General features: G+C 58.0%; 9 protein-coding genes and 1 pseudogene. 9 read left to right on the plus strand and 1 reads right to left on the minus strand.

The window, feature by feature from the left end; genetic code table 11:
* The first annotated feature begins 121 nt into the window (after positions 1 to 121).
* The 3 genes from kce (at position 122) to CQ13_RS27810 (ending at position 4420) form a co-directional block, all read left to right on the plus strand.
* Positions 122 to 1054 carry a 3,5-dioxohexanoate:acetyl-CoA acetone transferase gene (gene kce / locus CQ13_RS27800; RefSeq protein ID WP_057846023.1) on the plus strand — a complete coding sequence of 311 codons (933 nt, stop codon included), beginning with the start codon at positions 122 to 124 and terminating at the stop codon, positions 1052 to 1054.
* A gap of 875 nt (positions 1055 to 1929) precedes the next feature.
* The gene (locus CQ13_RS27805; protein WP_057846024.1) at positions 1930 to 2613 is read left to right on the plus strand and encodes a GntR family transcriptional regulator; all 684 of its coding nucleotides are present in this window, start codon (positions 1930 to 1932) and stop codon (positions 2611 to 2613) included.
* 181 nt (positions 2614 to 2794) lie between these two features.
* A complete protein-coding gene (locus CQ13_RS27810) occupies positions 2795 to 4420 on the plus strand; it encodes an ABC transporter substrate-binding protein (RefSeq protein WP_057846025.1) in 1626 nt (541 codons plus the stop codon).
* Positions 4421 to 4576: 156 nt separating this feature from the next.
* Here the strand turns inward: CQ13_RS27810 and CQ13_RS45905 are convergent.
* A pseudogene (locus CQ13_RS45905) lies at positions 4577 to 4713 on the minus strand (peptide ABC transporter substrate-binding protein); the annotation flags it as partial.
* A 164-nt stretch (positions 4714 to 4877) separates the two neighbouring features.
* On the opposite strand from CQ13_RS45905, the gene CQ13_RS27815 reads away from it, so the two are divergent.
* From CQ13_RS27815 to CQ13_RS45040, 6 genes are all read left to right on the plus strand, one after another.
* Complete coding sequence (locus tag CQ13_RS27815) at positions 4878 to 5933, plus strand: LLM class flavin-dependent oxidoreductase (protein ID WP_082637679.1); 1056 nt, start codon at positions 4878 to 4880, stop codon at positions 5931 to 5933.
* 347 nt (positions 5934 to 6280) lie between these two features.
* Positions 6281 to 6622, plus strand: coding sequence for a hypothetical protein (locus CQ13_RS27820; RefSeq protein WP_057846027.1), 342 nt, complete (start codon positions 6281 to 6283; stop codon positions 6620 to 6622).
* The gene (locus CQ13_RS27825) at positions 6597 to 7379 is read left to right on the plus strand and encodes an SDR family NAD(P)-dependent oxidoreductase (protein ID WP_057846028.1); all 783 of its coding nucleotides are present in this window, start codon (positions 6597 to 6599) and stop codon (positions 7377 to 7379) included. Before CQ13_RS27820 ends, CQ13_RS27825 begins: the two co-directional genes overlap by 26 nt.
* An 808-nt stretch (positions 7380 to 8187) precedes the next feature.
* Positions 8188 to 9447, plus strand: a complete 1260-nt coding sequence (locus CQ13_RS27830; RefSeq protein ID WP_057846029.1) for a Glu/Leu/Phe/Val family dehydrogenase — start codon at positions 8188 to 8190, stop codon at positions 9445 to 9447.
* 574 nt (positions 9448 to 10021) lie between these two features.
* Positions 10022 to 11572: an ATP-binding protein gene (locus tag CQ13_RS27835; protein ID WP_197427459.1), complete on the plus strand. Its 1551-nt coding sequence runs from the start codon at positions 10022 to 10024 to the stop codon at positions 11570 to 11572.
* Between the two features lie 421 nt (positions 11573 to 11993).
* Positions 11994 to 12175 (plus strand): hypothetical protein (locus CQ13_RS45040; RefSeq protein ID WP_210183081.1); only part of this gene is annotated, 182 nt, incomplete at its 3' end.

The following is a 12175-nucleotide window of genomic DNA, read 5'->3' on the forward strand; positions in this document are numbered from 1 at the left end:
CCGCCACCGCGGGTGGCACTCCTAATCCCGGCGGCTTCCTGCCAGTTCCGGGCGAGAGACTTGCAAAGCCGGAACACCTAGCCCGCCCCTTACTGTCACCGATTCACTCTGGAGATTTTCGATGGCCAAGACCGGCAAGGTCATTCTCACCTGCGCGCTGACTGGTGCGATCCACACGCCCTCAATGTCAGCGCATCTTCCCGTGACGCCGGACCAGATTATCGAAGAGGGGGTACGTGCCGCGGAAGCTGGTGCTGCGATCCTGCATGTGCACGCGCGTAACCCTAAGACGGGGCAGCCGGACCAATCGGTCGAAGGATTTCAGAGGATTTTGCCGGAGCTGAGCCGCCGTTCCCGAGCCGTGATCAACATCACCACCGGCGGCAGCCCATTCATGACGGTTGCCGAACGCGTGGAGCCTGCCCGTCATTTTCGGCCCGAACTCGCCTCGCTCAACATGGGCTCCTTCAACTTCGGCCTGTTCCCGATGCTTGAGCGCTATCGCGATTTCACCCATCAATGGGAGCGCCAGCACCTGGAGTCTTCACGCAACCTCGTTTTCCGCAACACCTTCGCCGAGATCGAGGAGGTCCTCTCACTGTGTGCGCCCGGCGACACGCGATTTGAATTCGAGTGTTACGATGTTGGCCATCTCTACAACCTCAAGCACTTTGTTGACCGCGGTCTGGTCCGGCCGCCATTCTTCATCCAATCCGTCTTCGGCCTGCTCGGCGGAATCGGCGCGCATTACGAGGACGTCGCCACGATGCGCCGCACTGCCGAGCGGCTGTTCGGTAACGACTATGTCTGGTCGGTGCTCGGCGCTGGCGCGGCGCAGATGCGCGTAGGCGCCATGGCGGCCGCGATGGGCGGCAATATCCGTGTAGGCCTCGAGGACAGCCTTTGGGTAGGCCCCGGGCAGCTCGCCAGCTCCAGCGCGGAGCAGGTGAGACTAGCCCGCTCGATCCTCGCAGGACTCGGATTGGAGCTGGCAACGCCGGACGAGGCGCGCGCCATGCTGAAGCTGAAAGGGACCGGTGATGTCGGCTTCTGATCGTGCGGCCTGCTCCGCGGTCCGCAGACGAATGAGGCCGGCGATAAATCGAGTTAGGCGACGGTCTTGGAGGCGCCCTTGCCACGCGCGTGGCAGCAACGGAAACGAGATTGGCGACGGCCGTTTGCGGCGGTGGATTTTGGGATGATCTCGAACAGAGGTATGTCACCGCCAGCTTCTTCGGTTCAGATATAAGATTATCCTCGTCCTATAAGCTTGCGCGCCAAGTCAAGTGTCCGTGTTGGTCGTAGTGGGAGAACACGATTATGTTGGGCTGGAGGATGTCATGCCTTACATGAGAACTGCCGCGCAGCCGGCGTGCCGATGGAGCTGAGGATTATCAAGGGCGAGGAGATAAGTTCATCACACCGGCAGCTCGACAATCCGAGCATTGGGCGGCAATTTATTTTCGATTGGCTGAAAGACAAGCTGCGCCTGGATTGAAAAGTCCAGACGCATATCATTCTACGGCGAAAGAGCTACGCGAAGAGCTCGCCGCAAATAGCAGGCAAGGACAATAGCACCGAATCGAGGTCCTCCCTCTAAAGCGCGACACGACTAGGATTAATCGCTATTGCGATTTAGCCTTACCGCTACATACATTCGCTACTGCGGCCGTTCGGAGTCGAATTCGTGCTCCAGCAACTCAGTTACTCACACGTCAGGCTTGCTTGCATCCACCTCGAGTTGAAGAGCCTCTCTCTCCATCCTGCGCTTGATAGTCGCAAGCGCCGGTTTTCCAAAGGAGCGGGTAGGGGAGATAGCTTGACCGTGGCGCCAATTTGTGATCACATATCGAGAATCACAATGGGGGAAATGCGAAGGTGAAGGATACTAAACCGCTGCCGCGACTGCCGTCGGTTGCCCGGGATTCGATGGCAGATCAGGTCTATCGCCATTTGCGTGACGGCGTGATGGCCGGCCGCTTCGCGCCGGGCCAGCGGCTGACAATTCGTGGTCTTGCTGAGGCGCTGGGCTCGAGCCCGATGCCGGTGCGTGAGGCGTTGCGCCGCCTACAGGCTGAAGGCGCATTCGAGTTCAGCGACACGGCACGGCTGAGCGTGGTTCAGCTGTCGGGGGCGCAACTGCGCGATGTGCGCGATGCACGGGTGGCGCTTGAGGGGCTTCTGGCCGAGCGCGCAGCCTCCCGCATGACGGGCGTTGATGATGCCGAAATCACGCAGCTCTATGATCGCCTCCAGGCAGCCGCCGACGCGCTCGATGTGGCCGGTTATCCATCGGCGAATTTCGCCTTTCACCGGCGGATTTATGAGATCGCTCGAGCGCCCATCATCCTTGGTGCGGTCGAGAATTTCTGGGTCCTGATCGGTCCTTGCTTCGTGCTCGTTGCACCCAACGCCACGCACCTGCGACGCTCCATGGACGCGCACCGCCGCATCCTCGATGCGCTGATGCATCGAGACGGTCCCGCCGCCCGCGCGGCTGTGACCGATGACATCATGCAGGCGGCCAACTGCCTGTCGCGCGTTATCGACAAACCGGAAAAGGCGCGATCGGTCGCTGCTCCAAAGCGCAGGCGCCGAGATGTATCGGCATGAGTGTCGTGCAGCGTCTGGTACTTTATCCCGAGCTGCGCGACCTGATCGCTGGGTGTCGGTAGGGTCTGTACTGAGGCGGGCGAACTTCGTCGCTGCTCCTTTGCAGGAGGCTGCTTACCCAGGCAAACCATCTTCTTCGAGCTTGTTCACTCAAATCAACAATCTAGGCAGGGGGACTTGAATGTTTGGAAATCAGTCGCGCCGCAACTTCCTCAAGCTGGCGGCGAGCGGAGGTGCGATGTTCACGCCGGACCTTTTTACCGGACTTGCACATGCGCAGGATGTTCCGACCCTCACCGTCGCCTGGGGCGCCGATATCGATTCCTTCGATCCGGCGCAGTTCAAGTCCGATGGCGCCTACATCGTTCAGGCAAACATCTACGACACGGTGCTGGGTTGGGGGGCCGAGCCAGTCACCGGATCGCCTAACCTGTCGATTTCCAAACCCGGTGTTTTCATCGGTGGCATCGGCGAAAGCTGGAAATTTGAGAATGACAACAAGACCCTTGTCGTAAAGATCCGACAAGGCCTAAAGTTTCCGAGCGGCCGGCCGGTCAATGCCCAGGCGGTGAAGTATCTCTTTGACCGCGGACTGCAATCACCCGGCTATATGCGGCTCATCTTTCCGACCATGATCGGGGTGACGCAGGCAGATCAGTTCGAGGTTCGCGACGACAGCACCTTTGCCATCAACCTGCCGGCACCAAGCGCTATGTTGCTCGATGTGCTCGCCCTGTCCAACAACGCACTTCTTGATCCCGACGAGATCAAGCTACGCGCGACTGCCGACGACCCCTGGGCCGCTCAATGGCTCAAGCGGAACACGGCCGGGCTTGGGCCCTACAAACCCGTGAGCAACAATCCAGGCGTCGAGGTGATCCTGGAAGCGACCCCCGGTTATTGGGGACCGGCACCGTATTTCAAGCGCATCGTCATCAAATATGCGTCCAATGAGGCGGACCGGATTCTGCTGCTCAAGCGCAAGGCCATCGATATGGTGGTCGGGCCTAACTCGATGTCGCCCAAGAATCTCAAGAATCTCGAGGGCGCCCAGGGCCTCACCGTGGTTTCTCTGCCCGATACCAACTGCAATTTCCTCTGCATGAATCTTAAAAAGAAGCCGTTCGACAACGTGAAGGTTCGTCAAGCGATCAACTACGCGATGCCGATCCACGCGATCATCCCGAACGTCCTTTACGGCTATGGCGAGCAGATGAAAAGCCCGATCGCAGCTCAGACCCCCGGCTATGACGGTTCGCTCTCGCCGTACAAATATGATGTCGGCAAGGCCAAGTCATTGATGGCCGAAGCCGGTCACGGCTCAGGACCAATCCCAGTAAAGCTTGCGGTTCGTGTGGGCTATGCGCCCCATGAGCAGGCAGCGATTTGGATCCAGCGCGAGCTGGAGAAAATCGGCTTTCAAGTCAGCATCGAGAAGGAGACCGACGCAACCTTCCGCCAGCTGTCATCGAGCGGCGGGCATGAGCTGTCGATTGAATCCTGGCAATCCTGGATCAACGATCCTGTTTATCACCTCTATTGGAACTTCCATAGTAAGGCGACGGCGACCAACAAGGGAGCCTACGCCAATCAGGTCCTCGATAAGATCATCGACGACAATATGCGCGAGGCTGACGCTGCCAAGCGTATGGCCGGGGTCAAGGAGGCGCAGAAGATCCTTTTGGATGATGCGGCCTGGGGTCTGCTTTGGTACGACAATTGGGCCAGAGTGACGCGTTCCGAGCTCGCGGGCGTTGCGAAGTATTGGGATTCCTTTGAGCGCTTCAACAAAATGAAGCTGGCTTGAAGCGTAGCCCGGATGCGCTGAATAAGTCATGTCGTGCTTAGCTTCCGTGCCTCGTAGAGTAACTCTGCTGGCGCCGGCCTTGTTCGGCGTCAGGGTGATCGGTTTTTTCCCGATCGAGCTCTTGCCCGGCAATCCCAACCTCCCGTGGCCTCCAACGCGTATCAGTGATCGTGCGGCATGGAGTTGCCGCAGCCAGTTTCGCCGACAAGGCCCAGCGTCTCACCCTCGCCGCTCGAGAACGAGCCACCGTCCACTGCGCGCACTGCCGCCTGCTCACCGTGCAAGCGGCGCAGCCCCGTTCTTGGTCCTTAAGTTGAAAGGTCTTCTTCAAATCGGCGTGACCTTCAGACGAGATGTTCTAACGCCGTAACGCCCTTTGCCGAAGGTTGAAGACCACCATCACCTATCGGCCGGATCAGCTGCCCGGCGGAGCCGAAGACAATAATCGGAGAAGTTGATGTCCATAGAACTGTTGATGCTTGGCGACCAGCCCGTGGCTGGCCTTGCGGCTCGCACCAGGCTTGCCGAAGAGAGCGGATTCGAGACCGTCTGGCTCGCTGATGAGCGCTTTTTCCGGGAAACCTACTCGTGTCTCTCGGTTCTGGCGGGGCAAACCGCGCGCGTCAATCTCGGTCCCTGCGTCACCGATCCATTCGCGCGCCATCCAGCTCTAACCGCCATGGCTTTGGGCACCCTCGATGAAGTTTCGGAAGGGCGCGCCATTCTCGGCATCGGCGCCGGCGTCTCCGGCTTTGCGGAGCTCGGGATCCAATCGCGCAAGCCCCCGCTCGCTATTCGCGAAGCCGTTGATCTCATCCGTCAGCTCATGGCAGGGCAGGAGGTCGACTACCAGGGCGAGATCATTCAGTGTCACCGCGGCCGATTGAATTTCGCGCCGCTGCGATCGCGCGTTCCTGTTCGTGTCGCTAGCAACGGACCGCTGGGCCAGAAAATGGGCGGTGCAATCGCCGACGGCGTGATGATGGAGGGCTGTGGCTCCGTCGAGGAAGCAAAGGCCTTCGCATCGACGGTCGCCGAAGGTGCGCGGAAGGCCGGCCGTTCTCCGAACGAGGTCAAGCTCGTCGCGCGACTCGATTGTTGTATCACTAACGACGGTAAGCAAGCGCGGGATATATTGCGGCCTTCGGTGACACGGATCATCGCGCAAGCCAATTCGAGGTTCTACACGCTGGAAGCACAAGGATTGACTCTGCCGAAGAATGTCGTCGAAACCATTGGTCCCGTTGCCTATGCTGCCGGGGTGGCCCCGTTCGCGCCTCTTTTTCCTCTCGTCACCGACATGCATGTCGACGCTCTCACTCTCTGCGGGACTGTGCAGGAAATAACCCAACACATGGTTGACCTTCGCCGCGCCGGCATCACGGGCTTCAACATTTTTCCTGTTCCGGCTCCTGGCACCACCTATGAGGACGTCATTGTGCGCTTCGGAACGCAAGTCTGGCCCGCTGTCGAGACGGCTTTTGCGAAAGGCTCCGACAATGGGACGGCTTAGGTCTCACGGACTCGTTTTGTTGGAATCCGCTCGACGGGGCACGCGTATTTCATTGAGAGTGTAGTGCAGCCACGAGCGGGAGATCCAAGATGATGAGCTTGTTCAATAAAAAAGCAAGCGCGACAGATCGGCGCCTCCCCGCATTCGCAGAGCCACGGCAATGAACGATGGAATGGTTGGCATTCTGTCAGCCCGAAGCCTGACCCAGGGCAAGTCGCGACTGGACCTCGATGCTCGATCGGCAACAGTTAGCGCGTCTCAAAAGCCTGAACTAAGGGCCAAGAAGGATGCGCAAGCGAGAGTTCTCTCGCCTTCGCAAAGTAGCAGTAGTTTACAAGGAGCAGACTATGGCGACGGTCGTTTATATCCTGACCGCATTGAAGCCCGGCGTCGACCGCGACGAGTACGAACGATTCGAACGCGAGATCGACTATCCGTTCACAGCAAAGCTGAAGACGATTACCAGCTATCAAATTCATCATCTGACCGAACCGGTGCCGTTCGAGGGAGGCCCTTGGGACTATATAGAACAGATCGAAGTAACCGATCGCGCTGCCTACGAGGCGGAGCTGGCCACATCCGCCAAGGATCTGATCGAACTACTACACAATAAATATCTAGACGAGTCGAAACTGAAGTTCATCTGGTCTACGAGGATCGATCATGAGTGCGGGCGAAAAAGATCTTGAGGGCAAGGTCGCCCTTGTCACAGGTTCTTCGTCCGGCGCGGGCGCTGCAATCGCCATCGAACTCGCTAGGCGAGGGGCGCGTGTCGCAGTGCACTGCCGGCGTGCATTAAGTGACGGCGAAAGCGTTTGCGCTCGCATCGCTGCAATCGGTGGAAAGGCAGCGGTCTTTCTGGGTCACCTCAGCGATCCCGAGGCGCCGTATGCACTCGTTTCGCGCATCGCGGAGCGTCTCGGAGACGTCAACATCCTAGTCAACAATGCAGGTCCCTATGCGGATGCGCCGTTTCGGTCGTTGTCCATCTCGCAGTGGGAGACGGTGATGGCGATCAACGTAAGGGCGCCGTACCAGCTCGCTCAAAGCGCGATCGCAGGCATGGAGCGAACCGGTTGGGGACGGATCATCAATGTGAGCGCAACCTCGGCTTACGCGCGGTCGCATTCGGTATATGGCCTTGCCAAACAGGCTCTCATCCATTTGACGGAATGCCTCGCGCTCGAATTTGCGCCACTCGTCACCGTAAATGCAATTGTGCCCGGCCAGATCGCCAGCGAACGCACCGACACGATGGTCGACTACAAGAGCTCCGTGATCGCGGAAACGCCCTTGGCAAGGCTCGTGACGGAACAGGAGGTTGCCCGAATGTCAGCCCTTCTCTGTACTCCAGAGTTTTCTGCTGTGACGGGACAAGCAATCATCATGGACGGTGGCCGATCGCTGCCGCGCACGCTGAAACTCAATCTCACAACGACCGGCTAATTGTACGCAGGAGAAAGACCGATGCTTTCCCTTGCAAAAGGCCTCGCCTCTACCAGCTGCAGCATACGCAAAAAGGGACGTTACCTCTTGCCGGCGCGAGGACGATCCCTCGGCCGTTTAACCAAAGTTGCTCGACTTGTCGGCCATAAATCGATTCGATCGGCCTTTCGGCGGACCTAGAGAAAAGCCTCGTAAGCCGCCGCTTCTGCGATGAATTTCACCGAAATAGTGGAGGAATGGCGCGCGTAACGCCGAGTATCGTGCGTTAGGAATGTTATTCTGTCATCACTGGATGGGAGATCGAACGTGAGGGGTACAACAGCGGCCGACCCGCCGGATCCACTTGCCGGATCGAGAAGTGATGTTGATGCGGCCTACGCACCTGTTGTCAGCTGCGACGGAGCCGGGAGGAGGGCTCCTCATTTGCAAGTTCGGTCGGCGTAACGGCAAGGGCTCTAAGCGCGCTCGAAGCGGTCGGTTCTTGGCGGCGTGGGCGGTTCTGCTCTTATGCAGGTTTGTCTCTTAACCCGCTCCTTGGAGCTAACTTGAATGCCGCCACTTTGGGTCGACACTTCGCAGGACAGTCTTGAATTTTCGCCCGCGGCGATTCGCTGTTGGGCATTCGTGGCGGCCTTGGTCAATCTCGCTTTCGTCGCATTGGTTGTATTGTTGGCGTGACCGCGAGGCGCGATCTTGCTGATTGAATAAATTGTCTCCTCCACATCGGAAAACGCGCAAGCCGCACTAGGGTGCTTGGTGCGCTGAAGCATGAGCATCCGATGTTTCAAATCCAGCCTCAGGAGCTAGCGTGACTGCATACCGTGGGCCAGTGTTTGAGATGGCCGTAAAGCAATTCGAGGTGATCGCGAATTATCTGGGCATACCGGATGACGCAAGACCCCGCCTATTGCTGCCGAAGCGATCTGTCACGGTGTCGTGTCCAATTCACCGTGATGACGGCACAACGGCGGTGTTCGAGGGCTACCGGGTGCAGCACCACCTGACGCTTGGCCCGACAAAAGGGGGTACCAGGTTCGCGTCAACCGTTGACCTCGGCGAAGTCGCAGCGCTTGCTATCTGGATGAGCTGGAAGTGTGCGCTGGTCGGATTGCCATATGGTGGCGCCAAGGGCGGAATTAACGTCGACCCTTCCAAGTTGTCAAAGCGTGAGCTTGAGGCCCTGTCGCGCCGGTATATGCAGGAAATGATCCCCTTTGTTGGGCCGCACACAGACGTCATGGCTCCCGACCTTGGGACAAACGAGCAGATCATGGCGTGGTTCATGGATACGTACTCGATGTATCAGGGCCAAACCGTCACCGAGATCGTGACAGGCAAACCTGTCAGCGCCGGCGGAACGCTCGGTCGCCGTGAAGCGACAGGCCGGGGTGTGGCTCATTTGGTTCGCCGCGCTGCGGACGAGCTCAAGATCCGACTCAATGGCGCAACAGCCGTCGTTCAAGGCTTTGGAAATGTCGGTTCGGTCGCCGCGCTCGAGCTGCACAATATGGGGGTGAAGGTGATCGCGGTCAGCGATCACACGGGCGCGCTCTATCGGCCTCAGGGCCTCGACATACCACAGCTGGTCAGACATGCGGCCTCGCAAGGTAGCCTGGATGGCTACTCCAACGAGCTCGCTCTAGACCCAGCAGAGATGCTGACGATGCCCTGTGACGTGCTCGTTCCGGCTGCAATGGAACGGGTCATCGACGCCGAAATAGCGGGTAAGCTGCGCTGCCGTATTCTTGCCGAGGGCGCCAACGGCCCGACAACACCGGAAGCCGATCGGATCTTGGAAGGCCGTCAGGAGGGAATCTTCCTCATCCCCGACATACTGTGCAATTCGGGAGGTGTGGTGGTCAGCTACTTCGAATGGGTGCAGGATCTCCAGCGGTTATTCTGGGAGGAGGAGGAGGTAAAGCGTCGGGAGTATCAACTTCTGGATCGTGCCTTCGAGCTTGTACTGGCACGAAGTAGGCGGGAGAACATATTCAATCGCACCGCGGCAATGGCCATAGGTGTGGAGCGTGTTCGCAGTGCAAAGGAAACACGTGGGCTGTTCCCATAGCATGTTCGTTTCCATATTTGCATCTGGTGCGACGTCCTGTGTCGCAGCTAGGACGAGCCGGCCCACTCTGAACTGCGAAGTCTGAGCGATTCTGTGTTCGGATCGCCTTGAAGGTCTTCCTGGTGTGCTCGAAGCTACTTAGGATCTGCTGGCAAAGCGGACTGCCTTTTAATTCTCTCTCGGCTTGGCAGCCGACGGCAACGATGAATTTTGGGCAGGAAATCGAAAGCAGGGCGTTGTGCGTAGACTAAAATTTGCGAAGATCCTGTGATCCGATTCAGGAAGAACTGCCTTGTAGGGACCGCTTCCATCGAGATCCTAGCGTGTTCATCGGGTATGGGCGCGCGGTTGATCCTCTTGAATTAGTGAGCTATATTGTGGCCCTGTTCTGTTCAGGAGGACCTGCAAGGTCGACGGCGTGACTGTTCGCCGACCTTCGAAGGCGTGATTGTATCTGAAGTTGGCGATCGACTCGACAGCGATTGAGTCGGGCATCACAAACGGGATGAGCCGTATGATCGGCTACCCATAAGAAATCCTCTTCTTAATCGGCGATGGTGTGGAGGGGACAATCATGTTGTGGCAACGATTAATCCGTCCCGTTGCTCCGCGCGAGGTGCCGTACGAAGTGCGCCGGAGAGAGGAGCTGCTCGAACAAGCGCAACGCATCGCCCACGTCGGCTACTGGGAACGCGATCTCAGAACAGAACGGATCACCTTTTCGGACGAAGCATGTCGCATCTTCGGGCTCGCGCCGCGTGAGGGCACCATTACGATTGAGGAAGTGACTGAGCGGTTACATCCGGAGGATCGTGCAATCTGGAGCTCAGCACTAGCGCACACGCTACGCGGCGGCTCTCGCTGCGACTTTAATTATCGGATAGTGAGGCCGGACGGCGAGGTGCGGTTTGTCCACAGTCAGGGTGATCTAACGAGGGACGCGTCTGGCCGACCTCTCAGCCTGTTCGGAGCGGTCCAAGATGTCACCGACCTCAAACGGGCGGAGCATCTGACGCAGCTGGTTTTTGAGCGTTCACCGGATGCAATCTGCATCATTGGGCGGGACTATCGGTACCAACGTGTTAATCCGGTCTTCGAACTCATTTCGGGAAGATCAGCGAAGGATCTCATCGGGGTGCACGTGGCTGATGTCTTAGGGACTACAGTTTTTGAGCAGACGGTCAAACCGAAGCACGACCGATGTTTCGAGGGAGAAGAAGTCAGATATGCCGACTGGTTTACTTACCCTGACACTCGACGCTATATCTCGATAAGCCATTCGCCCTTGCACTCCAAGTCGGAGCGGGTTGAAGCCATCCTTTCGATCTTTCACGACCTCACAGACTATTCATTGGCGTCCGACGCCTTGCGATCGGCGCAGGCTGAGCTCGCGCACGCCAATCGCGTCGCAACCATGGGGCAACTCACGGCCTCAATTGCTCACGAGGTAAACCAGCCAATTGGTGCGGTGGTAATGAACGCACAGGCAGCTTTGCGCTGGCTCGGCGTTGATCCGCCCAATCTTGAGCTGGTCCGTCAGTCCCTAGATCTGATCGTTAAAGATGGGGTACGGGCCGGGGAGGTCGTGAGCGGGATTCGCGGACTTCTGAAGAAGGCACCGCCTCGGAAGGACAGCATCGACATCAACAACGCTGTCCTTGATGTCGTGGCTCTGACCCGAAGCGAAGTGCTAAAGCACGGCCTTTCGCTGCAGACAGACCTCGCGAACGGTTTACCGCTCGTGCAAGGCGATCGCGTCCAGCTGCAACAGGTGATTCTTAATCTTGTCATGAACGCCGTGGACGCGATGATTTGTATCGCGGACGCGGAGGAGCTCAGGATTAGCACTTCGAGCGATGCCTCTGACCGCGTACTCGTGTCTGTGCGGGATACCGGACCGGGCGTGGATCCGAATATCGTGGACCGCCTCTTCGAGGCCTTTTACACCACCAAGCCCGAGGGGATGGGAATGGGCTTGGTCATCTCTAGTTCGATCATCGAGGCGCATGGGGGACGGTTATGGGTCACCGCGAATGAACCTCGGGGGGCTGTGTTCCAGTTTAGCCTGCCTGCAAAACAAAACGGCGTTTCTGGTGATGGACCGCGGCAAGCCTTGGCAGCATGAGTCTTGATGCAAGTAGCCTGCTGGATCTGGCGGAAGGGTATCACACAGGCGCATTGCCAACCTTCTCAGGCACCGAAAATACTAGCGCTGCCCTGGCTCAACCGAGGAGGGCGGCATTGATGCAGGTTTAGAACACTTGCACTTCCGATCGATCTATGGGCTTCGCATTTCGGGTAAATAGATCCAAAGATTCCAGGTCGGTTCCATCTTGGTCAGACACGAGACGTGGTCGACTAGGCGCTCTGCAATGTCGGGTCGGGGTTGTTGAGGCAAACGGTTGAACTCAATTATCGGTAGATGCCCTCTGATGTTCCTTGTCTTACAGCGCGGGCTGCCGGCGCCATCGCAGTAAAGTCACATTCGCTTTAAGACTTCGGTGTGACTGATCCGAGCGCTGGGTCGCACTGATGCTAAGCTCGGCGTGGATCGTCGTATCGATCTTGCCCGATTCTTGTTTGGAATCCTGCAAAACAGTGCCAAATATTGCTGCATTTCTGCTTCACATAGCGCCTGCTTCGCAAGTTTGCAGGAAAACAAACTGATCTTCCGACTAGGGTCTGTTGGGATTCATCGCGAGTTTATCACGGCAGCGGCGAGGTGGAT

It is taken from the genome of Bradyrhizobium retamae (genome assembly GCF_001440415.1).
Taxonomy (GTDB): domain Bacteria; phylum Pseudomonadota; class Alphaproteobacteria; order Rhizobiales; family Xanthobacteraceae; genus Bradyrhizobium; species Bradyrhizobium retamae.